Source organism: Microbispora sp. H10885 (assembly GCF_014161415.1).
Lineage (GTDB): Bacteria > Actinomycetota > Actinomycetes > Streptosporangiales > Streptosporangiaceae > Microbispora > Microbispora triticiradicis.
Genome location: NZ_JABBWY010000005.1, coordinates 365,493 through 388,433, shown reverse-complemented (window position 1 = coordinate 388,433; position 22,941 = coordinate 365,493). Strand labels below are relative to the sequence as shown.

Genomic DNA, 22,941 nt, shown 5'->3' with positions numbered 1-22,941 from the left:
CTCGTCATCCTCTCGATTGCGGCCCGCCGCCGAGTCTCTTCTGCCTGCGTACGGCGAGGAGCATGGCGGTCCCGACGACCGCCATGATCGCCAGGACGACCCCCGTCAGCCACCACAGGCGGCCGACGAAGGAGAGCACCAGTACGGCGAAGCAGAAGACCAGAGCGAACGACCCGATGCGGACGTAGATGACGTCCATCGGGGTCGCCTCGACCATGGGCTTTCCGGTCGGCGAACGTTGTTCTTCGGTCATGAACGGCCCCCTACCCTCGAATCCGGTTCACTATCGCGGTCGTCGACCTGTCCGGGACGTACCCGAGCACCCGCACCTCGCCGCCGAGCTCCCTGACCAGGTCGGCCTCGGGCAGCAGGTCAGGGTGGTAGTCGCCGCCCTTGACGTACACGTCCGGCCGGACCATCCGCAGCAGCTCGACCGGGCTGTCCTCGTCGAAGACGGTGATGTAGTCGACGCAGCCCATCGCGGCGAGCACCGCGACGCGGTCCTCGCAGCGGTTGATCGGCCGTCCCGGCCCCTTCAGCCGGGCCACCCCGGCGTCACCGTTGACCGCCACGACCAGCACGTCGCCGAGCCGGGCGGCCTCCTCCAGACAGGCCACGTGGCCGCGGTGCAGCACGTCGAAGCAGCCGTTGGTGAACACGACGCGCCTGCCCTCGGCGCGGTCGCGCTCCAGGCAGGCGGCCAGCCGCCCGGGCGGCAGCGCGACGTCGGGGCGCAGCGCCTGCACCAGGTCCTCACGGGTGCACACGGCGGTGCCCGGGCGGCGCACCACCACGCTCGCCGCGGCCTGCGCGATGTCGGCGGCCCGCTCCGGCCCGGCGCCGGCCGCGAGGCTCAGGGAGAACGCGGCGGTGAACGTGTCGCCCGCGCCGATGCTCATCGTGTCGGGCGCGGGGCTCGCGAAGGTGCGATGCGGCTCCCGGCCGCGCCGGTGCAGGAGCGTGCCCTGGCCGTCCAGAGTGGTGACCACCAGTTCGGCGCCGGTGGCCTCGACGATCTCCTCCGACCGCGCGGACAGGAAGGCGACCCGGTCGTGGTCACCGCCCTCGCCGAGCAGCCGCACGATCTCGGCGTAGTTGGGCAGCACGGCCTTCGGGCGGCACTCCCGCCAGGCCGCCACGTCGTGGGCGTCCACGACGAGGACCGGCGCCCCCCGGGAGCCCGCGTTCCGGTCGGCGCTGAGCTCGCACAGCAGCCGGCGTACGGCCGGGGTGCAGACGCCGGCGCCGTAGTCGCAGGCGACGATGACGTCCGCGTGCGCCGCCAGCCGGGTGATCTCGTCGATGAGCTCGCGTTCCGCCGCCTCGGGCAGCGGCGCGTCGTCCTCCTCGTCGTACCGGGCCACGATCTGGCCGTCCGTCAGCACCCGGCGCTTGACGGGCGTCCGCAGGCTCCGCACGATGACCAGGCCCTCGATGTCGAGCCGTCCCAGGGTCGCGTTGAGCGTCGCCCCCGCGGGGTCGGCGCCGGTGACGCCGACCATGTGCACCCGCGCGCCGAGCGCGGCGAGGTTCACGGCCGTGTTGGCGGCGCCGCCCGGCTGGTCCTCGATCCGTTCGATGGTCACGACCGGGACCGGAGCCTCCTGGGCCATTCGCTTGGTGCGCCCCCGCAGCCACGAGTCGAGCATCACGTCCCCGACGACGACGGCTGTGACTTCACCGAAGCGGTTGAGCGTCTCTTCCGTCATACCAGGGCGGCTACCCCGGCGGACGCAGGGAAAACAACAGTCACGCCAGGCGCGCCCGCCCGGTTTGGCGGGCCGGCACGGGGGTAACCGGGAGCAGACCGCTCCACACGAGCGCCCCGCCGGTGGTCAGCCGGCGGGCCGGACGGAATGGGGGGTGTCCGATGGACGAGAGGACGCGGGGAACCAGAGGTTCGTGCCCATGAGCGCGTTGCTCGTCGAAGGCGTCGAGCGGATCGCCGTCCTGCGGGCCAACGCGCTCGGCGACCTGCTGCTGGCCCTGCCCGCGATCGGGGCGCTGCGCCGGGCCTACCCGGCTGCGAAGATCACCCTGCTGGGCCGTGAGTGGCACGCGAAGTTCCTGCGGGGCCGCCCCGGCCCCGTGGACGAGGTCGTGCCCCTGCCGCCCATCTCCGGCGTCTCCACCCCGGCGGACGGGTCCCCCGCCCCCGAGGAGCTGTACGAGCACCTGCGCGAGCGCAGGTTCGACCTGGCCGTCCAGATGCACGGCGGCGGGCGCAACTCCAACCCGTTCATCCGCCGCCTCGGCGCGCGGCTGACCGCCGGGCTGCGCACCCCCGACGCCGAACCGCTCGACCGCTGGGTGCCGTACGTCCACTACCAGCACGAGACGCTGCGCTACCTGGAGGTCGCGGGCCTGCTCGGCGCGGCGACCAGCGAGATCGAACCGAGGGTCGAGGTCGTCAGGGAGGACTGGGCCGAGCTCAACCGCGTGCTGGGCAAGGTGCCGCGCGGCCTGGTGGCGATCCATCCCGGCGCGCGCGACCGGCGCAGGCGCTGGCCCCCGGAGCGGTTCGCGGAGGTCGCCGACCGGCTCGGCCGGCCGGTGGTGGTGACGGGCGTCGAGGAGGAGCGCGACCTCGTCGAGAAGGTCGTCGCCCAGATGCAGGCCCCGGCGAGAGCCGTGATCGGGGAGCTGTCACTCGGCGGGCTCACCGCGTTGTACGCCGCCTGCGACCTGCTCGTCTCCAACGACACCGGGCCACGGCACCTGGCCGCGGCGACCGGCACGCCCACGGTCGGCGTCTACTGGTGCGGCAACATGATCAACTGGGGGCCGCTGAGCAGGGGCCACAACCGGCCGCTCATCTCCTGGACGTCGCGCTGCCCGGTCTGCGGCGCGGGCGCGACCAAGGACGGCATGCGGGAGTGCGGCCACCGGGACGTCTCCTGGGTCGCCGACGTCGGCGTCGACGACGTGCTCGAACAGGCCTGGGACCTGCTGCGATGAGCACGGCCGCGGCCGAGGTGTTCCAGGCGAAGCCCGTCGAGCTGCGGCCGAGCGATCCGGCCGAGCCGGGCATCAGGCGCCGCCGCCGGGGGCGCGGGTTCAGCTACACCTGGGCCTCCGGCCGGCCTGTGCGCGACCGCGCCGCGCTGCTCCGGATCAGGGCCCTCGCGATACCGCCGGCCTGGACCGACGTCTGGATCTGCGCTCATCCGAACGGCCACCTGCAGGCGGTGGGGACCGACTCGGCCGGCCGGCGCCAGTACCGCTACCACGACGAGTGGCGAAGGCAGCAGGACGAGGCCAAGTTCGACCACGTGCTGGAAATCGCCGAACGCCTCCCCGCGTTCCGGGAACGGGTCGCGCGGGATCTGCGCGGCGAGGGGCTGGGCCGCGAACGAGTGCTGGCCACGGCCGCCCGGATGCTCGACATCGGCTTCTTCCGCGTCGGCGGCGAGGAGTACACCGACTCCTACGGCCTGGCCACGCTCAGGACCTCGCACGTGAAGTGCGGCGACGGCAGGGTCGTGTGCCGCTATCTCGCCAAGGGCCGCAAGGAGCGGGAGCAGGTGCTCGCCGACGCCGAGGTCTGCGAGGTCCTGACCGCGCTGTCGAAGGGACACCGCGGCGAACTGCTGCGGTACCGCGCCGACGAGGGGGCCGACGAGACGGGGGAGGGGGCGTGGGTGGACGTGCGCAGCTCCGACATCAACGCTTATCTCAGGGACGCCTTCGGCTCCGACGTCTCGGCCAAGGACTTCCGCACCTGGCACGCCACCGTGCTCGCGGCCGTCGGGCTCGCCGTCTCCCGGCCGGTGCGCAGCGGCGCCGGCCGCAAGCGCGCGGTGTCCCGGGTGATGAAGGAGGTGTCGGAGTATCTCGGCAACACCCCGTCGGTGTGCCGCGCCTCCTACGTGGATCCGCGTCTCGTCGCGCTGTACGAGAAGGGCCGGACCATCCCCCTCGAACGGCTGGCCGAGGACGCCGAAGGCGGGCTCGCCACGCACGGACCGGTCGAGCAGGCCGTCATCGCCCTCCTGCGGCAGGCGCCGTCCCGGCGGTCGGCGCGGCGGTCGGCACAGCGGTCGGCACGGCGCCGGCGCCACAAGGACCGCCGGGCCGCCTGACCCCTGTCACTCCAAGAGGCCGCCTGGACAAGGCCGCCTCGAACGGCCCGCCTCCACCGTGCCGGCCGTCTCCCTCGTTCTTTCCGGAGCCGCCTCGCACGCGCGAGGCGGCACGTCGAGAGGGAGGCGGTCAGCGCACCCCCGCCCCGAGGGCCTGTACCGCGGCGTCGATCACCTGGGTCGCCGAGATCGCCCCGGCGTCGCCGGCCTCGTGCAGCAGCGGGTGCCGGCGGCCGTCCGGAGGCGACACCAGCACCGAGGGCGTCCGGTAGGCCGCCGCGAGCCGCGTCAGCGCGACGTCGCCGCTGATCACCAGGCGGGCCCCGGCGACCAGCGCGCACAGCTGCCGCAGCGACGTGCGGCCGGCCAGCACGATCTGCGGCGGCAGCACCGCCCGGGTCGCCACGAGCAGCGCCATCGGCCGCTCGCGCAGGCTCCCGGTGATCACGACGGGCAGGCCGTCGTCCGCCAGCGTCCGCGCCACCTTGGCGAAGCGCTCCGCGGGCCAGCGCAGCGACGTGCCGCCCGCTCCCGGGTGGATCACGACCGCCCCCGGCGCCGGGCTGGCCGTCAGGGGCGTGGGCAGCGTCGTGTCCTCCGGGTCGGCAGGCACGCCGTACCACCGCAGCAGGCGGCACCAGCGCAGCACCTCGTGCTCGCCCGGTTGCCACCACGGGCCCCTGACCCAGGGCACGTCCCGGTTGGCGTACGCCCACAGGCGGTCGACGCCCCTGCCCTCGTGCCGCAGGTTCAGCAGGACGTGGTGGCTGCGCGGCCCCCGGCCGTGCAGGTTCACGGCGAGGTCCGGCAGGAGCGGGGGATGCCCGGCGTCCTCCTCGCCCGGGCCCGGCCACGACAGCGGCGCGAGCCCGCGGGCGGGCAGGATGCGGTCCACCGCGCCGGTGAGCGCCGCCAGTTCGCTCAGCTCCGGCGGGCACGCGAGGACGACGCGCAGCCCGTGCCGGCGCAGGGCGCGCAGCGCCGGTACGACGGTGAGCAATCCGCCGATGCCGTCGGAGCGCAGCACGAGAGCCGTGGACGTCACCGGCTCACCTCCGGGGGGCGACGCCGCTCACGACGCGCTCCGGTCGAGGTGGCGGACGGGCAGCACCTGGTCGTAGGCGGCCAGGGTCTCGCCGGCGATCCGGCCCCAGTTGTACCTGGCCCGGGCGCGGTCCGCCCCGGCGATGCCGTACGCCGTGCGCCGCACCGGGTCGTCGATCAGCCGGCGCAGCGCCCTGGCCAGCACGGCGGGACGACGGGGCGGGACGAGGACGCCGGTCACGTTGTTGACGACGGTCTCCCGCTGCCCGCCGACGGCCGAGGCGACGACCGGGACGCCGCAGGCCATCGCCTCCAGCGCCACCATGCCGAACGGCTCGTACCACGGGACGGACACGACCGCGGTGGCCGAGCGCATCAGCGCGGGGAGCCTGTCGCGCTCGACGCGGCCGAGGAAGCGCACCCGGTCGGACACCCCCGCCTGGGCCGCGAGCCAGCGCAGCCGGGTCACCTCGGGGTCGCGGTGCAGTTCGGCCGCCGGGGGGCCGCCCGCGACGACCAGTTCGGCGTCCCTCAGGTACTGCAGGGCGAGGATCGTGGTCTCCACGCCCTTGCGCGGCACCAGCCGGCCCACCGACAGCAGGCGCGGGCGGCCCGGCCGCTCCAGCGGCCGTACGTGGGGATTGAAGGTGGTCACGTCCACCCCGCAGGGGACCACCCGTGCGGTCCGGCGCGGCACCCGCAGGCGGATCAGCTCGTCCACCTCGTCGCCGCAGGTCGCGATGACGGCGTCCACGCGCCGCCCGATCTCGGCCTCGGCCTCCACGCGGTCGCGCGGGCTGGTGTCGGCCGGGCCCTGGTGGTGCCGCTTCACGCTGCCGAGAGCGTGGTAGGTGTGCACGACGGGAATCCGCAGCTTCTCCGCCGCCGCGAGCGCGGCCAGGCCGCTCATCCAGAAGTGGCTGTGCACGACGTCGGGCCGGTCGAACAGCCACCGGTCGTGCAGCCACTTCCCGAAGTGGGGGACCCAGGGAAGGATCTCGTCCTTGGGGATCTCGGAGGCGGGGCCCGCGGGGACGTGGACGACGTCCACACCGGGGGCGAAGGCGACGGTTTCCGCGAGGTCCTCACGGTCCTTGCGCGTGTAGACGGTGACCTCGTGGCCGGCTCGGGCGAGTTCGCGGGCGAGCGCGGCGACGTGCACGTTCTGGCCGCCCGCGTCGACGCCGCCGAGCGTGGCGAGTGGGCTGGCATGCTCCGAGACCATGGCGATCTTCACTGGGGGTTCCTCCATGAGCGGCAGTGGCGGGTACCCGGCTCGGGAGTCAGGGAGTCCAGGTGAACGGGCCCGGCGACCGGGGGCGCCTCAGGAGCCGGTCGTGTACGGCGGGCCGTTGCGGGCGAGGGGCGGAGGGCGGGCCCGGGGCCCGTGAGCGGCAGGGCGCGCGCCGCACGGGCGTCGCCGGGGGCGGCCGTCAGGGGGGAGGCCGCGGCGTCGGAGCCGTCGGAAAGGAGGGGGAGACAGGTGCCGACGCCGATGTGTTCCGTGCCCGCGGCGGTTCTTTCAGGGCGGGGGGAAGACCGGTCGCACGTTCCCAAGACGCTCCTCCAACATGGCATGCTCACGCCAAGGAGGTACCTGCGTCTTAGGCACCAGGAATATCACTAACCATAACCCCCTGGCAGCCCGCCAAACCAGGGTTTTCGCCGGGAAAGGCCAGTGGTTTCGCCAGGGAAGCTCCGGGCAGCGCTCATCTAAAAGGCCTAGGGGGTGCAGAGATGGAGACGCCGCACTATGTCGCGGCCCGCGTGCAGCGGGCTCTCGCGGAGGACGAACGGACCACCGAGCTGGGCATCCGGGTCGACGTGCGGGGAGAACAGGTCTACCTGCGCGGGCAGGTGTCCTGTGACGAGCGGCGGCACCAGATCGAGAACGTCGCCCGCGAAGCGGCTCCGGGCCTGCGCGTACACAACGAGATCACTCTGGTGGAAGTGCGGGAGCCGGGAGAGGAGGAACACCTGTGACGGAGTTGCGCATCGCCGCCGTAGCGGACATCCACTTGGGCGAGGACCTGCGCGGCCACTATCGCAAGAAGATCGAGGGCATCGAGCGCCGCGCCGACGTGCTGCTCGTGGGGGGCGACCTCACCAGGCACGGCACGATCGCCGAGGGCCGGGTGGTCGCCGAGGAACTGAGCGGCCTGCCCATTCCGGTCGTCGCCGTGCTCGGCAACCACGACTACCACTCCGACCACAACCAGGAGATCATCGATCTCCTGCGGGACGCGGGCATCACCGTGCTGGACGACGAGGGCACCGTGGTCCCCGTCGACGGCGTACGGCTGGGAGTGGCCGGCGGCAAGGGCTTCGGCGGCGGCTTCGCCGGGAAGTGCGCCAGCGAGTTCGGGGAGCCGGAGACGAAGGCGTTCGTCCGGCACACCAAGGACATCGCCGAGAGGTGGCGGCGGGCGCTGAAGGAACTGGACGCCGACCACAAGATCGTGCTCAGCCACTACTCCCCGGTCAAGGACACGCTGATGGGCGAGCCCCCGGAGATCTATCCGTTCCTCGGCAGCTACATGCTGGCCGAGGCGGCGGACGCGGAGGGCGCCGACCTGTTCATCCACGGGCACGCGCACGCGGGCACGGAGAAGGGCGTCACCCCCGGCGGCATCCGGGTGCGCAACGTGGCCCTGCCGGTCATCAAGCACGCCTACACCGTCTACTGCCTCAACGGCGACGACTGCTGAGCGGCCGCTGCCGCCGCCGGGCGAGGGGACGACGCGTCCCGGCGGGCGTCCGCCGGATACGGAACGGCGACCGGTTGTCAGAACCGGTCGCCGTTCCGTGTCAGATCAGAGTGGTGCCAGATCAGGGTGTACGCGGCTAGGGATTGAAGATGCTGACACCCCCGGGGCCGATGAGGAACCCGAGGACGATGAGGACGATCCCCCAGAGGATGTCCCGACGGGCCAGGATGACGTAGATCCCGGCGATGACCAGTACCACGGCGATGATCCAAAGCAGAGTAGCCATGGCCCTCCACTGCCCTCGCGAGAGGGCACGTAACATCATCCAGTCCTGGGCCCGAATGAATTTGCGACCAAAGCACACATTGTTACGTTTGCTTGACCTGATTCGGGCATGTGGGGATACATGACTACTTTCGGATATTTTCTGTCGAGCGAGGAACACGATCCCAAGGAGCTCGTACGGCAGGCGAAATTAGCCGAGGAGGCCGGGTTCGAGGCCCTCTGGATCTCCGACCACTATCACCCCTGGCTCGACGAGCAGGGGGAGAGCTCCTTCGTGTGGTCCGTCATCGGAGCCGTCTCGCAGGCCACCTCGCTGCCGGTGACGACCGCGGTCACCTGCCCGATCATCCGCATCCACCCGGCGATCATCGCCCAGGCGGCGGCCACCGCCCAGATCCTGCTCGACGGGAGGTTCCGCCTGGGGGTCGGCACCGGAGAGGCGCTCAACGAGCACATCCTCGGCGACCAGTGGCCCCCCGCCGAGGAGCGGCAGCGAATGCTGGAGGAGGCCGTCGACGTCATCCGCGAGCTGTGGACGGGTGAGCTGGTGACGTACCACGGGGAGTTCTACGAGGTCGACACGGCGCGGCTGTACTCGCTTCCCGACCAGCCTCCGCCGATCTACATCTCGGGTTTCGGGCCCAAGTCGGTGGAGCTGGCCGGCCGGCTGGGCGACGGATACATCCACACCGCTCCGGCGGGCGACATGGTGGAGGCGTTCCACAAGGCGGGCGGCGAGGGCAAGCCGTCGGCCGCCGGGCTCAAGGTCTGCTGGGCGGACGACGAGGCCGAGGCGCGCAAGACCGTCCACCGGCTCTGGCCCAATCAGGGCATTCCAGGTGAGGCCGCCCAGCTCCTGCCGCTGCCGCGGCACTTCGAGCAGCTCTCGGAGCTCGTCACGGAGGAGGCCGCCACCGCCTCGACGCCCTGCGGGTCCTCACCCGAGGCACACCTGGACGCCATCCGCCAGTACGTGGACGCGGGCTTCGACGAGGTCTACATCGCCCAGATCGGCCCGGAGCAGGAGGGGTTCTTCTCCTTCTACTCGGCGGAGATCCTGCCGAGACTGAAGGACGGACGGTAGGCCGCCCGTACGAAGCGGAGCGCGACCGCGGTGACCCGCGGTCGCGCTCCCCGTCTCAGGTGTCGTTCCTGACCAGGCGCAGCGACAGCAGCGGCTGGACGAACCACAGCCAGGCGCAGAGCAGCGCCACTCCCGTTCCCACCGCCGCGGCGGGCCAGGCGCTGGTCAGCGCGTCCAGGACCAGAGCGGTGGAGCAGGCCATGGCGACGGCCAGGGACATCGCCCCGGCCACGCCCAGCCGGTTGGCCCGGCGCAGCAGCAGTTCCTTGAGTCCTGACCGGAACAGGATGCGGTGCTGGGTCGCCGGAGCGATCGTGCAGATCGACGCGAACGCCGCGCTGACGACGGCGATGTAGAACAGCCAGTTCCCGGTCGTGTCGATCTTCCCGAAACCGGAGGAGAACGGGAGCGTCAGCAGGAACGCGAACAGCACCTGCACGCCCGTCGCGGCCACCCGCAGACCCTGCAGCAGCTCGCCGAGCTCGCGGTCGACCCGCTCCTTCGGGTTCTCGTCGGTGTTCTCCAGGGGTTCGAGCACTTCGCTCATTCGGAGGCCTTCATCAGCCGGACGTAGGCGAACTGGAGCCAGTCGGAGATCGCCACGGCCGCCATGGTGGCGCCCGCGAGCCGGGTCAGCCGGGGAAAGAACACCGTGCCCGCGGCGTATCCGGTCGCCACCCACTGGGACAGGCAGAACGGGCAGGTCAGCAGCTCGCCCACGGCGTGCTGCAACCCGTGACCACGGACCTTCTCGTTCAGCTCGGCCGGGCCGGAGACGCCCTCATAACGGGTGAAGGGGGCGCGTATCGGGCTGGTCACCGGGTCCTTGGCCAGCGTCCGTGAGAGCCGGTGCGTGAACAGGCCCATGAGCATGAGGTCCATCGGGCCGATCTTCTCGGGCGGCTTCCGGCCGGTCAGCTTCGCCGTGGCCAGCAACGCGGAAACGGCCCCGCCGTACACCGCGAGAACCCGTGTGTACGAGGAGAGCGGACGGTTCTCCTCGCCCTCGTAGGCGCGCTTGATCTCCTGCAGGGTCTCGGTCATGAGCGCGCCCTACCCCCGATTGTTTGCGGCGAACATTGCTGGGCAAGCGACGTGAGTGGGTAGTCACAGTCACGAAGTCACCGACGCGATTCTCGAAACGCTCAAGCGCGCCGGCTCCGGGCTCAAGGAGGCCGGGGTGCGCTTCGCCCTGGCCGGAGGCTGCGCCGGATATGCGAGGGGCGCCGCGCCATCGCTGCACGACGTCGACTTCGCTCTGCTGGAGGAAGACGTCCCGCTCGCGCTGAAGACCCTGGAGAGCCTGGGTTTCCGGACCGCGAGACCACCGGAGGACTGGCTGGTCAAGGCGTTCGACGAGGAAGGTGTGCTCGTCGACCTGATCTTCTCGCTCGCCGAACGGCCCGTCACCGAGGCCATGCTGGCCCGGGCCGAGCCGATCAACGTCGCCGCGCTGAGCCTGCCCGTCCTCGAAGCCACCGACCTGGTGATCTCCTGGATCATGCCGCTGTCCGAGCACGCCTGCGACTACGGCTCGCTGTTGCCGATGGTCCGGGCGATGCGCGAACAGGTGGACTGGGACCGGGTCGCCTCTGTCGTGGCCCCGTCGCCGTACGCCTCGACGTTCGTCACGCTGCTGGAAAAACTGCGCATCGTCGCTCCTACGAATCCGACATCCGACGCCACCTGGCCATGAAGGTTTTTCGTCCTGCTGACGTGCGGGCCCGCCCGGCCGGGCGGGCCCGCACGTGGTGAGGGGCCACGCCGTCGCGGCGCGGCCCCTCACTTCGTCATGCCGTCAGTCGGTCATGCCGTCACAGGGCCTCGCTGTGGGGGAAGCGCCCGTAGTAGTCGGCCAGGCGGTCCCGGTACTCGGGCTGCATCACCGCCGCCTCGTCGTACTCCGGTGCGTTCTTGATCTCCTGCTTGGTCCTGGTGACGAAGACCTTGCGATCCTCGCGGTCGATGCTCTTCACCACGCTCGCGGGGAGCATGACCTTCCTGCCGAAGATCCAGGGGCCCGTGTCGACGACGATGTAGCTCTGGCCGGCCTCGTAGGTGGCCTCGTCCACAGATCCGATCTTCCCGTCCACGGCCTGGACGTCGTATCCGACGATGTCCATCTGCCCTCCGGCGCCGTACACGGTGTCGGGATACGACCAGAGATCCGGTGTCATGGGTGACTCTCCCTTCGTCGTCACTGACCTATCCCGGAGCACGGAATGGGAATACCCCGGCGACGTAAGAGCAGGACAGGACGCGGCCGCGCCCTGGCGCGGGAGACCTCCGGATGCCGCTACCCTTGTGGTGCGGGCGCCGCTAGCTCAGTTGGTTAGAGCAGCTGACTCTTAATCAGCGGGTCCGGGGTTCGAGTCCCTGGCGGCGCACCATCACCGCGGTTCACCACCGCGGTTCGTGACACCGCTTCACGAAGCAGCTCAGCGCGTCCCGGCTCCGGCCGTGGCGCGCTGATCTTTTTCGCGCCCGCTCTCCCGGACGACTCCCGCGTCAGGGTACGGCGGCGCCGGCTTCGGGGAGGTCCGCTACCGGGCGGAGATCAGCGGACACCGCGCCTGACCGCCTGTCGCGGGGCTTCCGCGGCGGACCGCCGGACGCACCGGAACGGCTGGCGTCAGTGCTGGGAGGCCTCGTACCAGAGGTAGGGGATCGACCAGTCCCAGTGCTCGGCCTCGTCCATCTCCCGTACCGGATCGGGCTCGGGAGACCACAGCACCGCGCCGGGGACGCCGAACTGGGCAGCCCAGTATCGCCCGAGCCGTACGAATCCCCGGCCGAGAGCGCAGGCCATCCGCTTCACCAGTGCGAACATCACCGGGCATCACTCCTCGTACGCTCTGGCACGACACCGCTTGTGACCCAGACCACCATGGATCTGGAAATAAAGATTTAATCTGGTCGATTACCGGAAGTAAATGGTCAGACGGCCTCATGGCGGTCTCAGGCGCCGAGTAGTTCGTGCAGGCCCCAGCCGTCGGCGTCCTCCACCACCCGCAACGCCAGCTCCGCGCGGCCGGCCATGTCGAGCGGGGCGACTCCGGAGACCGCGTGACCGTGCGCGAGCCGGTCGAGCGCGGCCCCGACGAGAGGCCCCGCCGTCCGTACGGTCGAGGGCAGCGCGATGGAACGCGTCGATCCCCCGTGCAGCACGATATTGCGCTGGCGGTAGAGGCGCCGGAAGCAGCCGCGCAGATAACGCTCCACCCGGCCCAGCGTCACGGACGGCGCGGCGGCCAGCTCGCGCATCCGCCCGAGGGCCGCCGTCGTCACCGGATCGTCCACGTGGACGACCGGATCGGCGGCCAGCCACCGCACCATGCGCCGCACCCGTTCCCGGTTGTTGCCGCCGATCGCGTCGAGGTCGCGTCGCAGCCGCGGGTCTGCCTCGCGGATGCGGGGGTCGTAGCTCAGCGCGGTCAGTTCGGCGCGCGGCCATCCGGCGGTCACCAGGGCTGCGGCGCGATCCGCGGCCACCGCCCGGCCCTCCTCGCGGTCCGCCTCGTCGGTGTCGCAGAAGAGCAGTGACTCGATCGCGGCCCACGCTCCGGCGACGGCGGTGCTCGGGGAGCTCTCCGTGAGCGGCGCGGCGAGTTCGAGCGCGTCGTCGATGCGCAGGCCGTGGGCGCCGGAGTCGGGCAGATCGTAGAGCACGCCCACCCGTTCCAGGGAGAGCACGGTCACCGCCGGATCGCCCCGCCGGAAGTCCTGCGGGTCGGCCAGGCCGGTGAGGAACACCTTGGGATAGACGTCCAGCGCCGTCTGGCCGCGCCGATACCGCACCCTGTTGCGCACCCGGTCGAACAGCTCGGTCACCTGCTGCACCGCCGAGACATGATCACGCGCCCGTACGCGGAAGAGCAGCCCTCCACTCGCACGGACGGCCGTCACCTGCGGAAACTGAGTGAGCAGGCGGTGACGCACCTCTTCCTTCGGCACCCAGTGCGGAGACTTGAGCGCCACCTGCGGGGCGGGCACCTTGTCCTGGATGACGATCAGCCCCTCGTACTCGCGATCGCCATGCGACTCCAGATCCAGGAGAAGATCGATCAGGTCCACCGAGCCGGCCGCGGCGCCCAGCCGCGACTTGATCTCCTGGCGGAGGAAATCCTGATGAAATCCCTCGTCGAGGAGATATGAGGCGATGCATCTCGCGGAACGTTCCACATGCACAGGGCCGCTGGTGAGGACGTCACGCCAGCGCCTCAGATAGCCGTCGGCGACCAGGTCCGACAGGAGCGCCATGTTCCGCTGGCTGCGGGCCCCCGGCCTGATCGGTCTGAGGCAGGTCTGGTGAATGTGTCGGCGTATCTGCCCGTCGCCCAGTGCGCTGTCGGTCTTGAGCCTCCGCAGCAGTGACTCACGTGCGTACCAGGCCAGAGACCCCTGTGAGAGAACATGGCGCCCGGTCCAGTCGGCCGCCTCCACGGCTTCGCGCAGGGCGAGTACGGTGCCCACATCCCACAGGCGGCGATGCCAGGGCCGCCAGGATTCCAGCAGTTCCTGCACGCGGGCGGTGACCAGAGCGCTGGCGTCCGGTCCACCGGCGGCGGCTCGCATCAGCATCGGCTCCTTTCGGTTCGGTTGCGTGACCGCCGCGTTACTGGTTGCGAGCGGGCCAGGCGGGGGGCTACCCTTGGAGGGACTTAGGCAGGGGAGCCGCCCGGAAGGGCCGCTCCCCATCGCCTTTTCTAGGGGTTGTGCGGCATCCAGTTTGGCCGATCAAGGCTCCGTCGTCACAGTTTTCGTACAACTCGAACACTCTCCGTCATGGCATCCGGCTCGCGGCGCGTGCGGCTGCGCCTCGTGACGCTTCCGGCCGCCCTTCGAGGGCAGTGAAACCCCGGCGTCCGCGTATCGTTCTCGAAACGCGAGTGACTGGAGGTGCCGATGCGGCTGGAGGCCGTCTTCTTCGACGTCGGGGAGACCCTCGTGGACGAGACCCGGGAGTACGGCACCTGGGCCGACTGGCTCGGAGTGCCACGGCACACCTTCTCCGCCGTGTTCGGTGCGGTCATCGCTAGTGGCGGGGACTACCGGGAGACCTTCCAGCACTTCCGGCCGGGGTTCGACCTCCACGTGGAACGGGAGCGCCGGGCCCGCGAGGGGCAGGCCGAGACGTTCGGCGAGGAGAACCTCTATTCCGACGCGCGGTCGTGCCTCGCCGAACTGCGGGCGATGGGGCTGCGTGTCGGGCTCGCCGGCAACCAGACCGCCCGGGCCGAGGGCATCCTGCGCGCCCTCGGCCTGCCCGTGGACGTGATCGGCACCTCCGACGGCTGGGGCGTGGAGAAGCCCGCCCCGGCCTTCTTCGAGCGCGTGGTGGCGGAGGCCGGCTGTCCCGCGGGGTCGGTTCTCTACGTGGGCGACCGGATCGACAACGACATCCGGCCCGCGCAGCGGGCCGGGCTGCGCACCGCCCTCGTACGGCGGGGCCCCTGGGGCCACGTCCTCAGGGACGAGTCGGTGGCCCGGGCGTGCCTGTTCCACGTCGACTCGCTCGACGAGTTACCCGCCCTGATCCGCAAGCACAACGGCGACTGACGGCTCAGCCCGCCTCGGTGAGGTCGGTCGAGGAGGCCAGTTCGGCGGCCACGGCGCGGAGGTTGCGGACGACCTGCCGGTCGCGCGTGGCGGGCCAGGCTACGACGGTCTCGGCCCGGTCGCCGGCCAGGGGCACGAACACCACGCCCGTACGCCTGAGACTGTGCGCCGACCGGGCGAGCCGGGTCACGCCCACTCCGGCGGCGACCAGGCCGAGCAGGCTTGGCACGCCGTCGGCCCGCTGCACCACCCTGGGCTCGAAGCCGGCCGTGCGGAAGTCGTCGTCGTACTTGAGGTGCCAGGGCGGCCAGGAGCCGCGCGAAGTGAGCACCCAGGGCTCGGCGGCCAGATCGGCGAGCCGTAGCCCGGCGCGTCCGGCGAGCGGGTGGCCCGTCGGCAGGACCGCGCAGACGGGCTCGGAGACCAGTGCCTCGGTCTCCAGGTCGTCCACGAGCGGCGGACGGGTGAACGCCGCGTCGTACCGGTCCTCGCGCAGGCCCGCCACGAGGTCGGCGATGCCGACCGCCTCGGCGGCGAGCTCGACGTCCGGGTACCGCCTTCGGAACGCGCGGACGACCGGCGGCATCATGTAGTTCGCGGTGGAGACGAGGAAGGCGAGGCGGAGCCTGCCGGTCTCCCCTCGCACAGCGCGGCGGGCCGCCTGCAGCGCCGCGTCGGCCCGGTCGAGGACGGCGCGTGCCTCGGGCAGGAAGGCCCGGCCGATCTCGGTCAGGCGGGTGCCGCGGGTGTCACGGTCGAACAGGCGCGCGCCGAGGGCGTGTTCGAGAGCCGCGATCTGCTGCGACAGCGACTGCTGGGCGATGTGCAGCTCCCGCGCGGCGACGGTGAAGCTCAGATGCTCGGCCACGGCGACGAAGTACCGCAGATGGCGCAGCTCGGGAGTCACAGGACCTGACTGTAACCGCGCAGGGAACCTGTGTTGGCCGGGCGGGCCTCGCGCGGCCCAGAGTGGTCCCTCTGATCACGACACGAGGAGTGGGACCATGACCGGACGGGTGTGGCTGATCACCGGATGCTCGGCGGGTTTCGGCCGGGAACTGGCCGAAGCCGCGTTGGCGGCGGGGGACCGGGTGGTGGCGACCGCCCGGCGCGTCGAGACGCTGGCGGACCTGGTGGAGACGGGTGGCGACCGCGTGCGCGTCGCCGGGCTGGACGTCACCGACGCCACGTCGATCGGCGCGGCGGTGGCCGGCGCCCTGTCCGCCTTCGGCCGGATCGACGTGGTGGTGAACAACGCCGGTCACGGATCGGTGGGAGCCGTCGAAGAACTGTCGATGAGTGACCTGCGCGCACTGATGGAGGTCATGTTCTTCGGGGCGACGGCCGTGACCAAGGAGGTCCTGCCGCATCTGCGCCGGCAGGGGAGCGGGACGATCGTGCAGATGAGCTCGATGGGCGGGCAGCTCAGCATGCCGGGGTTCGGCGCCTACTGTGCCGCCAAGTTCGCCCTCGAAGGGTTGTCGGAGGCGCTCGCCGCCGAGGTCGCGCCCTTCGGCGTACGGGTGCTCATCGTGGAACCGGGCGCGTTCCGCACCGAGTTCGGCGGTCACCGCATGCACCGTTCGGAGCCCATCGACGCCTACCGGGTGTCCACGGGCGCGACCAGGGCCTCCGTGGACGGGATGGACGGCATGCAGCCGGGGGATCCGGCCAAGGCCGCCCAGGCGATCCTCCAGGTCCTCGGCCACGACGATCCTCCGCTGCGGCTCGCCCTCGGCGACGACGCGGTGGACGCCATCCGGGACCACCATGAGATGCTCCGCGCCGACCTGGACCGCTGGGAGAAGCTCAGCCGGGCGACGAGCCTCCCGGGCGTCCGGAGTGACGGCTGATCGTGGCCGGCGCGGCCGCGGTCACATCGTGAGCTCGGAGAGCCGGGCGCGGCCGAGGTACGTCAGCCGTTCGCCCAGCTGGCGCGTCGCCGCCGCGGGCGGCAGCGCGTCCAGCACCCCACGGACGCGATCATGGCCGATCGCGTACCAGTGCTCCTCCAGCGCTTCGACGGCCCGCCTGAGGTGCTCGGCGGCCTGGTCGCCGTCGGCCGGGGCGTGGGCGGCGGCGAGGTCGGCGAACAGCACCGAGCGCTGTTTGCCGCCGTTCGGGCCGAGGTGGTCGAGCGCCGTGCGCAGCCGGCGGGCCGCCTCCTCGTGCTGGCCGGCGGTGAGCGCGCTGTATCCGGCGAAGCCGTCGAGCCGTGCACGCTCGAAGAAGTCCAGCCAGGGAGGGTCGTCCCCGCTCGTGTCGATCATCTGGTCGGCCCGGTCGATGTGCCGCATGCACTCCCTGGGCTCGCCGCACCGGGCGGTGATCTCCGAGGCGACGCAGTGGAGCCACGCCCTGGTCAGCGGGCCGACGCCGTGCCAGGCGTGTGCGAACGCCGCGTCGAGCAGCCCTAGCGCGTCGGAGCGGCGGCGGTCGAAGCCGGGGACGAACGCCGCGTGGGCGAGCACGGCGGCGGCGAGCGGGTGGTCCCCGCACTCCCGGGTCGCCGACAGGGCCAGCCGGAACAGCCGCGCGGCCGTGTGGCACTCCTCCAGATCGAAGAAGGCCACCCTGCCGGACAGCAGGGCAGAGCGCGCGGCCGCCTCGGCGAGTGTCTGCCGCACGGCTCCCTCCGGAGCGGCGCGCAGCAGGCTCGTGCCGAGCCGGGTGTGGGCGACCGACGCCTGGAAGATCTCCTCCGGGGGCGAGGTCCAGTAGAGCGCGGCCTGCCGGTCGACGACCCGGGCGAACGCCTCGGCCGACTCGGCGTCGACCCCGCGCCCGCGCTCCACCGCCGCCGGGAGACGCTCGCCGCCCTCGCCGAGGAGCGGGGCGAGCACGCCCGCGCCTAAGAGGTTCCGCAGGAACGTGGAGCGGTCGATGCCGTCTGCGGTGATCATGCTCAGCAGCCTCCCAATCTCGTCCACCACCTCCGTCACCGGCCGCATGGCCATCTCGTCGGGGGTGAGCAGTCCCAGTTCGCTCGCGGACTTGCCGAAAATCGTCACGAGATGCTTGCGGTAGCGCGGGTCCGGCCACCGCTCGCCCGTCTCCCACCGGCGGACGGTGTTCGCCGTGAGGCCCGTGTCCTTCTCCCCGCACGACCGCATGGCCGTACGGATGCGTTCGCACAGTTCCTCGTAGGACCACCCGCGCTGCAGGCGTTCCCATGCGAGCCGGCGATTCGGCGGATGACGGTGGCTGGCCGGCATGTCGCACCCCTCCTCGCATGACCGCTTCTCGCGCGACCACATGCACGCTGCGTCGGCGTGACACGCTGACACTACGGGAGTTTCCGTGTTCGCGTGGCTACTGGCTGTGATTGGACGTCTCCTGGCTGATACCGCCGCCGTCGTGGACGCGCTTGACTTGGCCCACTTCCGCGAGCAGCCGTTGGAGATGGGTGACATGACCACGTTGGAGGACATCGCGCGAGTCCACACCGGCTGGATCATCTGGCGGTCGGACGCCGGCCGCTGGTGGGCCACCAGGCGCGGGGCGGTCGACCTGGAAGCCATCCGCAGGGGGTGTGCGATGACGCTCGACGCCGACGACCCCGACGGGCTCGCCGCCGCCCTGACCGCTCAGGAGGAGGTGACCGCCGAGATCGTCGCCGATCTCGCCCCGGTCGTCGCGGTCGTCGCGGACTCCACCACCGCCGGATAACCCGGAGCGCGGTCAGCGGCCGTCGTGCCGTCAGGCGAGGAGATCGGACCGAAGAACCTCCGCCTGGAGGATGCGTTCGATCTCCTTCTCGTCCGCATTGTGCCCCGTCTGCCGCCGCAGTTCCTTCCGTACGGCGTCGAGGATCACCGGCGTGAGGAGAACGCGTACGAGGGACTTCGGGGCCGTCGCCGCGCGGGCCTTCCACAGGTCGTCTATCAGGCGGCGCTTGAACGCCTCCTTGCTGAGATAGAAGAGGGCGTCGGCCTTCCCGGTCGGCCCGCCTTCGTCGAGGAGATCGACCTCCAGAGCCAGGTCGACGACGACCGGAAGGCCGCCGGTCAGGTGATAGACCTGCCACACCTGTCCGTTCGTCAGCACCATCCATTCGACGCCCTCGTTCACCGCGTACATCTGCACCTGCCGCAGATGTTTGACGCCCAGCTTCTGTGTGCACCGCTTGACCTCGATGAACGCGGCGAGCTGCTTGTCCACGCGTATGCCGTAGTCGGCGAATTCTCCTTTGACCTGGTATTCGGTCGTGAGGTCTTCGTATTTGTCGTACCCCAGTCCTTCGCAGAGGAAGTCGGTGACGAGCAGGCGGGTGTCGCCCTCGTTGGCGTCGCGGGCGATGAGATCGCTGAGCGGCTTGCCGTACCGGCGGATGGCCGTGCGAATTCGATTGCGCGCCTCGGATTCCCATTTCGGCATCGCCCGGGGCGCCGGGGGTGACTTCCTGGCCTCGCGCGCATCGCTCTCGCGACTGGTAGCGGCTGCGGCCGCCCCCGGTGTGGCGAGGGCCTCAGACGTTTGATCGCTCATCAAGTGCACCATCTCCTCGCGGCGGGTTCGTGGCCGTTTCGTGCTCACCGACGTAACGGGTGTTGGACGCGTGTGTGATTCCGGGCGGTTACCGGCGTGAATATCTATTCGGCAACGGATGTCATTAAGGCGATTGCGTCCGAATGGTGATTTATCGAGATATGTCATCCGGGTCATGTCTCTCCCGAATGGTGAAACACGACGGCCCTCGTTCACCGCGGCGCAAGCCGGGGGGTGCGGGGGGGGGGGGGGGTGCCGGGTGCGGTGGTGTGACAGGGGCTGAAGCCGCCGGCTACGCCACTGTGGCGCCCTGCCGCTTCTGGGGGCGCCCGATGGCTCCGGGGCGGGGAGTTGAGAGCGGGGGACTGTGTTGACATCGCCATTCTTAAGAGAGAGCATTGCTCTCGAAACGGAGCGATGTCTCAACCCCTGCTCGTCGATGGAGCCCCCATGAACGCCGCCCTGCCCACCCGTGCCCGGTTGACCGGGCTGTCCTTTCTCGTGGCCGGAGTCCTGTTCCTCCTCTATCCGCTGGTCCGGCCGTACGGGGACGAGACGGCACTGTCCGGAGCCGCCACGATGGCGTCGCCCGCCTGGGTCGCGGCGCACCTGTTCGCGATGGTCGGGTTCGTCCTGCTCGCGCTGGGGACTCTCGGCCTCTACCTGGTGCTGGACCGCCCCCTCGCCCTGCGGGCGGCGGTGGTGACCTGGATCGGCGCCGGGCTGACCCTGCCGTACTACGGCGCGGAGGACTTCGGGCTGAACGTCATCGGCGCGCGGGCGGTGCGGGACGGCGACGTCTCGCTGCTGGCGCTGGTCGACGAGTTCCGCTTCGGTCCCGTGGCGATCGCGATGTTCGCGTCCGGGCTCGCGCTGCTCGGCGTCGGCGCCGTCCTGGCCGCGGTCTCCGCCGGGCGTTCGAAGGTGCTGCCCCGGTGGAGCGGCGCTCCGCTGGCCGCGGGGATGGCGCTGTTCATCCCCCAGTTCTTCGGGTCGCCGGCGGTGCGCGTCGCCCACGGCCTGCTGCTCGCGATCGGCGGTGTCTGGCTCGCGGTCGCCCTGTGGCGGGCGAGCCGATCATGATCGAATGGTTGTTCTAATACAATGGACTCATGACGGCTTTTCAGGCCTCACTGCTGGACTGGGGCGAGGATGTTCACATGGGGTCGCTCGGCGCCTCGGTGCGGCGCACTCCGCTGGAGCGCGGCGCCTGGGTCGACGTCCGGCGGCACTGGGTCCAGGGCGCCGACGCGCTCTTCGAGCGGCTGCGCGACGGAGTGCCGTGGCACGCGGAGCGCGTCCACATGTACGACAGGGTCGTGGACGTGCCCCGGCTGCTGAAGTTCTACGACGAGGGCGAGGAGCTTCCCGACCCGGTGCTGGCCGAGGCCAGGGACCTGCTCAACGCCCACTACGAGAAGGAACTCGGCGAGCGGTTCGTCACGGCGGGCATGTGCCTCTACCGCGACGGCCGGGACAGCGTCGCCTGGCACGGCGACACGATCGGGCGGGGGAGCGTGGAGGACACGATGGTCGCGATCCTGTCGTTCGGCACGCCGCGCCCGCTGCTGCTGCGCCCGCGCGGCGGGGGCACGGCGCTGCGTCACGAACTGGGCCACGGCGACCTCATCGTCATGGGCGGAAGCTGCCAGCGCACCTGGGAGCACGCGGTCCCGAAGTCGTCCACGGTGACCGGCGCCCGGATCAGCGTGCAGTTCCGCCCCCGGGGCGTCCGCTGACGGAGCGCGCCCGCCGGGTGCCCCCCTTCCCCGCCGGCGGCGGCCCTGTAGCGTGGAGATCGTGTTCCTCCGGGTCGAGATCGACGGCCGCCCACCCACGGCCGAGGCGCTATGGCATCCCGCACTCGTCAACTACGGCCACTTCACCGCCCTGCAGGTCAGGAACGGCCGCGCCCAGGGGCTCGGCCTGCACCTCGCCCGGCTCGACGCCGCCAACCGGGAGCTGTTCGGCGCCGGACTCGACGGCGACCTGGTGCGCGAGCGCGTCCGGCACGCTCTCGCCGGCGACGCGCGCGACGCCTCCGTGCGGATGATGGCCTTCTGGCCGGAGGGCCGGGACGCGGTGAGCCTCCTCGTGGCCGTGCTGCCGCCCGCGCCCCCGCCGTCCGGGCCGCAGAGCCTGAAGCCGGTGCCGTACGAGCGGCCCGTCGCGCACGTCAAGCACCTCGGCGGCTTCGGGCAGCTCTACCACCGGAAGATCGCCGAGCGTGAGGGCTTCGACGACGTCCTGCTCACCGGTCCGGACGGCACCGTCGCCGAGGGCGGCGTCACCAACGTGGGCTTCTTCGACGGCTCGTCGGTCGTGTGGCCCGACGCGCCCAGCCTCAGCGGCGTCACCATGCAACTCCTGGAGGCCCGCCTCCCGGCCGCCGGGATCGGGTCGCGGCGCGGGCCGGTGCGGCTGGCCGGCCTGTCGTCGTACCGGTCGGCCTTCGTGGCCAACTCCCGCGGCGTCGCACCCGTCGGGCGGATCGGCGACGTCACGCTCCCCGTGGACGACGACTTCACCCGGACGCTGGTCGAGGTCTACGAGTCGGTTCCCTGGGACCCGATCTGAGGGCGGGCGGCCCCAAGGTGAGCGGCCGTCGACACGTGCGGTTTCCTGGTAGTCCTTGGAAGGCGCCGGTGAAGGACCGGTCCCGGCCGCACGAGCGAAAGGTCACGGATGATCCCGCACCCCTACGTCCCCGCCCCCGCCCGGTACGACGACATGCGGTACCGGCGCAGCGGAAGGAGCGGCGTGCTGCTTCCCGAGATCTCCCTCGGCCTGTGGCACAACTTCGGCGACGGCCACGCGTTCGACGTGCAGCGCGCCGTCCTGCGCCGCGCCTTCGACCTCGGTGTGACCCACTTCGACCTGGCCAACAACTACGGCCCGCCGTACGGCTCGGCGGAGGAGAACTTCGGCCGCCACCTGCGGGCGGACTTCCGGCCCTACCGCGACGAGCTGTTCGTCTCGACCAAGGCGGGCTACGACATGTGGCCGGGCCCGTACGGCGAGTGGGGGTCGCGCAAGTATCTGCTGGCGAGTCTCGACCGGTCGCTGAGCCGGATGGGCCTCGACTACGTCGACGTGTTCTACTCCCACCGCCCCGACCCTGACACTCCGATCGAGGAGACGATGGGCGCCCTCGACACGGCGGTGCGCTCCGGCAAGGCGCTCTACGTGGGCATCTCGAACTACTCCGCGGAGGAGACCGAGAGGGCGGCCGCGGTGCTGCGCGACCTGGGCACCCCGCTCCTGATCCACCAGCCGCGTTACTCGATGCTCGACCGCTGGGCGGAGGACGGGCTGCTCGACGTCCTGGAGCGGTCCGGGGCGGGCTGCATCGCCTATTCGCCGCTGGCGCAGGGCCTGCTGACCGGGCGCTACCTCGACGGCGAGGTGCCGGCGGACTCGCGGATGGCGATCGGCCACTTCCTCACGCGCGACCGGCTCACGCCCGGGCTGCTGGACACCCTGCGCGGCCTCGACAAGATCGCCCAAGCGCGTGGCCAGTCGCTCGCGCAGCTCGCGCTGGCGTGGATCCTGCGCGACCGGCGGGTCACGTCCGTGCTGGTCGGGGCGAGCTCGGTGGAGCAGTTCGAGCAGAACGCCGCCGCGCTGGCCGCGCCGCCGCTCAGCCCGGAGGAGCTGGCCGACATCGAGAACCTGCTGCGCGCCGCCTGAC

26 protein-coding genes and 1 tRNA gene are annotated in these 22,941 nt (G+C 71.3%); 14 read left to right on the top strand and 13 right to left on the bottom strand.

Annotation, left to right across the window (positions count from 1 at the left end; genetic code table 11):
- Positions 1-4 precede the first annotated feature (4 nt).
- Positions 5-253, bottom strand: a complete 249-nt coding sequence (locus HHX37_RS15895) for a hypothetical protein (RefSeq protein ID WP_133306076.1) — start codon at positions 251-253, stop codon at positions 5-7.
- Positions 254-263: 10 nt separating this feature from the next.
- Positions 264-1,709: a D-glycero-beta-D-manno-heptose 1-phosphate adenylyltransferase gene (gene rfaE2 / locus HHX37_RS15890; protein ID WP_182885888.1), complete on the bottom strand. Its 1,446-nt coding sequence runs from the start codon at positions 1,707-1,709 to the stop codon at positions 264-266.
- Between the two features lie 199 nt (positions 1,710-1,908).
- On the opposite strand from rfaE2, the gene HHX37_RS15885 reads away from it, so the two are divergent.
- Together HHX37_RS15885 and HHX37_RS15880 are read left to right on the top strand one after the other, a co-directional pair.
- On the top strand, positions 1,909-2,958 hold the full coding sequence (locus HHX37_RS15885; RefSeq protein ID WP_182885887.1) for a glycosyltransferase family 9 protein: 1,050 nt from the start codon (positions 1,909-1,911) through the stop codon (positions 2,956-2,958).
- Positions 2,955-4,082, top strand: a complete 1,128-nt coding sequence (locus HHX37_RS15880; RefSeq protein WP_182885886.1) for a DNA topoisomerase IB — start codon at positions 2,955-2,957, stop codon at positions 4,080-4,082. The genes HHX37_RS15885 and HHX37_RS15880 overlap by 4 nt, the downstream gene beginning before the upstream one ends.
- A 130-nt stretch (positions 4,083-4,212) precedes the next feature.
- On the opposite strand, the gene HHX37_RS15875 is transcribed toward HHX37_RS15880, so the two are convergent.
- Positions 4,213-5,127, bottom strand: a complete 915-nt coding sequence (locus tag HHX37_RS15875) for a glycosyltransferase family 9 protein (protein ID WP_117408468.1) — start codon at positions 5,125-5,127, stop codon at positions 4,213-4,215.
- Between the two features lie 27 nt (positions 5,128-5,154).
- Positions 5,155-6,378 (bottom strand): glycosyltransferase, encoded by a 1,224-nt coding sequence (locus HHX37_RS15870; protein ID WP_259406473.1) that lies wholly within the window; start codon positions 6,376-6,378, stop codon positions 5,155-5,157.
- A gap of 485 nt (positions 6,379-6,863) precedes the next feature.
- Between HHX37_RS15870 and HHX37_RS15865 the strand changes: the two genes are divergently transcribed.
- Both HHX37_RS15865 and HHX37_RS15860 read left to right on the top strand, forming a co-directional pair.
- The gene (locus HHX37_RS15865) at positions 6,864-7,109 is read left to right on the top strand and encodes a BON domain-containing protein (protein WP_142558089.1); all 246 of its coding nucleotides are present in this window, start codon (positions 6,864-6,866) and stop codon (positions 7,107-7,109) included.
- Positions 7,106-7,834 carry a metallophosphoesterase family protein gene (locus tag HHX37_RS15860; protein WP_208759273.1) on the top strand — a complete coding sequence of 243 codons (729 nt, stop codon included), beginning with the start codon at positions 7,106-7,108 and terminating at the stop codon, positions 7,832-7,834. Before HHX37_RS15865 ends, HHX37_RS15860 begins: the two co-directional genes overlap by 4 nt.
- Positions 7,835-7,970: 136 nt before the next feature.
- Here the strand turns inward: HHX37_RS15860 and HHX37_RS15855 are convergent, their stop codons facing one another.
- Positions 7,971-8,120, bottom strand: coding sequence for a GPGG-motif small membrane protein (locus tag HHX37_RS15855; RefSeq protein ID WP_165900798.1), 150 nt, complete (start codon positions 8,118-8,120; stop codon positions 7,971-7,973).
- A 120-nt stretch (positions 8,121-8,240) separates the two neighbouring features.
- Here HHX37_RS15855 and HHX37_RS15850 point away from each other — a divergent pair, with 120 nt between their 5' ends.
- Positions 8,241-9,203, top strand: coding sequence for a TIGR03557 family F420-dependent LLM class oxidoreductase (locus tag HHX37_RS15850; protein ID WP_138462912.1), 963 nt, complete (start codon positions 8,241-8,243; stop codon positions 9,201-9,203).
- 55 nt (positions 9,204-9,258) lie between these two features.
- Here the strand turns inward: HHX37_RS15850 and HHX37_RS15845 are convergent, their stop codons facing one another.
- Positions 9,259-9,750 carry a DUF6328 family protein gene (locus HHX37_RS15845; protein ID WP_182881419.1) on the bottom strand — a complete coding sequence of 164 codons (492 nt, stop codon included), beginning with the start codon at positions 9,748-9,750 and terminating at the stop codon, positions 9,259-9,261.
- The gene (locus HHX37_RS15840; protein ID WP_182875439.1) at positions 9,747-10,247 is read right to left on the bottom strand and encodes a DUF1360 domain-containing protein; all 501 of its coding nucleotides are present in this window, start codon (positions 10,245-10,247) and stop codon (positions 9,747-9,749) included. The genes HHX37_RS15845 and HHX37_RS15840 overlap by 4 nt, the downstream gene beginning before the upstream one ends.
- A 55-nt stretch (positions 10,248-10,302) precedes the next feature.
- Between HHX37_RS15840 and HHX37_RS15835 the strand changes: the two genes are divergently transcribed.
- A complete protein-coding gene (locus HHX37_RS15835; RefSeq protein ID WP_117408474.1) occupies positions 10,303-10,899 on the top strand; it encodes a nucleotidyltransferase in 597 nt (198 codons plus the stop codon).
- A gap of 118 nt (positions 10,900-11,017) precedes the next feature.
- On the opposite strand, the gene HHX37_RS15830 is transcribed toward HHX37_RS15835, so the two are convergent.
- Complete coding sequence (locus tag HHX37_RS15830; protein WP_117408475.1) at positions 11,018-11,380, bottom strand: PRC-barrel domain-containing protein; 363 nt, start codon at positions 11,378-11,380, stop codon at positions 11,018-11,020.
- A gap of 136 nt (positions 11,381-11,516) precedes the next feature.
- Between HHX37_RS15830 and HHX37_RS15825 the strand changes: the two genes are divergently transcribed.
- Positions 11,517-11,593, top strand: a tRNA-Lys gene (locus HHX37_RS15825).
- Between the two features lie 242 nt (positions 11,594-11,835).
- Here the strand turns inward: HHX37_RS15825 and HHX37_RS15820 are convergent.
- Together HHX37_RS15820 and HHX37_RS15815 are read right to left on the bottom strand one after the other, a co-directional pair.
- A complete protein-coding gene (locus HHX37_RS15820) occupies positions 11,836-12,033 on the bottom strand; it encodes a hypothetical protein (RefSeq protein WP_117408476.1) in 198 nt (65 codons plus the stop codon).
- A gap of 128 nt (positions 12,034-12,161) precedes the next feature.
- Entirely contained in the window at positions 12,162-13,784 is a 1,623-nt protein-coding gene (locus HHX37_RS15815) for a hypothetical protein (RefSeq protein WP_182885885.1), read from the bottom strand.
- Between the two features lie 324 nt (positions 13,785-14,108).
- On the opposite strand from HHX37_RS15815, the gene HHX37_RS15810 reads away from it, so the two are divergent.
- The gene (locus HHX37_RS15810; RefSeq protein WP_182885884.1) at positions 14,109-14,762 is read left to right on the top strand and encodes an HAD family hydrolase; all 654 of its coding nucleotides are present in this window, start codon (positions 14,109-14,111) and stop codon (positions 14,760-14,762) included.
- A 4-nt stretch (positions 14,763-14,766) separates the two neighbouring features.
- Here HHX37_RS15810 and HHX37_RS15805 read toward each other — a convergent pair whose 3' ends face one another.
- A complete protein-coding gene (locus tag HHX37_RS15805) occupies positions 14,767-15,669 on the bottom strand; it encodes a LysR family transcriptional regulator (RefSeq protein ID WP_182885883.1) in 903 nt (300 codons plus the stop codon).
- Between the two features lie 97 nt (positions 15,670-15,766).
- Here HHX37_RS15805 and HHX37_RS15800 point away from each other — a divergent pair, with 97 nt between their 5' ends.
- The gene (locus HHX37_RS15800) at positions 15,767-16,615 is read left to right on the top strand and encodes an oxidoreductase (protein ID WP_182885882.1); all 849 of its coding nucleotides are present in this window, start codon (positions 15,767-15,769) and stop codon (positions 16,613-16,615) included.
- Between the two features lie 21 nt (positions 16,616-16,636).
- On the opposite strand, the gene HHX37_RS15795 is transcribed toward HHX37_RS15800, so the two are convergent.
- Positions 16,637-17,977, bottom strand: coding sequence for a helix-turn-helix domain-containing protein (locus tag HHX37_RS15795; RefSeq protein ID WP_182885881.1), 1,341 nt, complete (start codon positions 17,975-17,977; stop codon positions 16,637-16,639).
- Positions 17,978-18,119: 142 nt separating this feature from the next.
- Here HHX37_RS15795 and HHX37_RS36725 point away from each other — a divergent pair, with 142 nt between their 5' ends.
- Positions 18,120-18,431, top strand: coding sequence for a hypothetical protein (locus HHX37_RS36725; protein WP_259406472.1), 312 nt, complete (start codon positions 18,120-18,122; stop codon positions 18,429-18,431).
- Between the two features lie 30 nt (positions 18,432-18,461).
- On the opposite strand, the gene HHX37_RS15785 is transcribed toward HHX37_RS36725, so the two are convergent.
- Positions 18,462-19,427 (bottom strand): type I restriction enzyme HsdR N-terminal domain-containing protein, encoded by a 966-nt coding sequence (locus HHX37_RS15785; RefSeq protein ID WP_182885880.1) that lies wholly within the window; start codon positions 19,425-19,427, stop codon positions 18,462-18,464.
- A gap of 273 nt (positions 19,428-19,700) precedes the next feature.
- Here HHX37_RS15785 and HHX37_RS15780 point away from each other — a divergent pair, with 273 nt between their 5' ends.
- The 4 genes from HHX37_RS15780 to mgrA all read left to right on the top strand — a co-directional run bounded on the left by HHX37_RS15780 (position 19,701) and on the right by mgrA (position 22,940).
- A complete protein-coding gene (locus tag HHX37_RS15780; RefSeq protein ID WP_182885879.1) occupies positions 19,701-20,333 on the top strand; it encodes a hypothetical protein in 633 nt (210 codons plus the stop codon).
- Between the two features lie 29 nt (positions 20,334-20,362).
- A complete protein-coding gene (locus HHX37_RS15775) occupies positions 20,363-20,989 on the top strand; it encodes an alpha-ketoglutarate-dependent dioxygenase AlkB (RefSeq protein ID WP_182885878.1) in 627 nt (208 codons plus the stop codon).
- A gap of 61 nt (positions 20,990-21,050) precedes the next feature.
- Positions 21,051-21,827, top strand: a complete 777-nt coding sequence (locus HHX37_RS15770; RefSeq protein WP_220499237.1) for an aminotransferase class IV — start codon at positions 21,051-21,053, stop codon at positions 21,825-21,827.
- A 108-nt stretch (positions 21,828-21,935) separates the two neighbouring features.
- Positions 21,936-22,940, top strand: coding sequence for an L-glyceraldehyde 3-phosphate reductase (mgrA, locus tag HHX37_RS15765; RefSeq protein ID WP_182875461.1), 1,005 nt, complete (start codon positions 21,936-21,938; stop codon positions 22,938-22,940).
- Position 22,941: the final 1 nt, after the last annotated feature.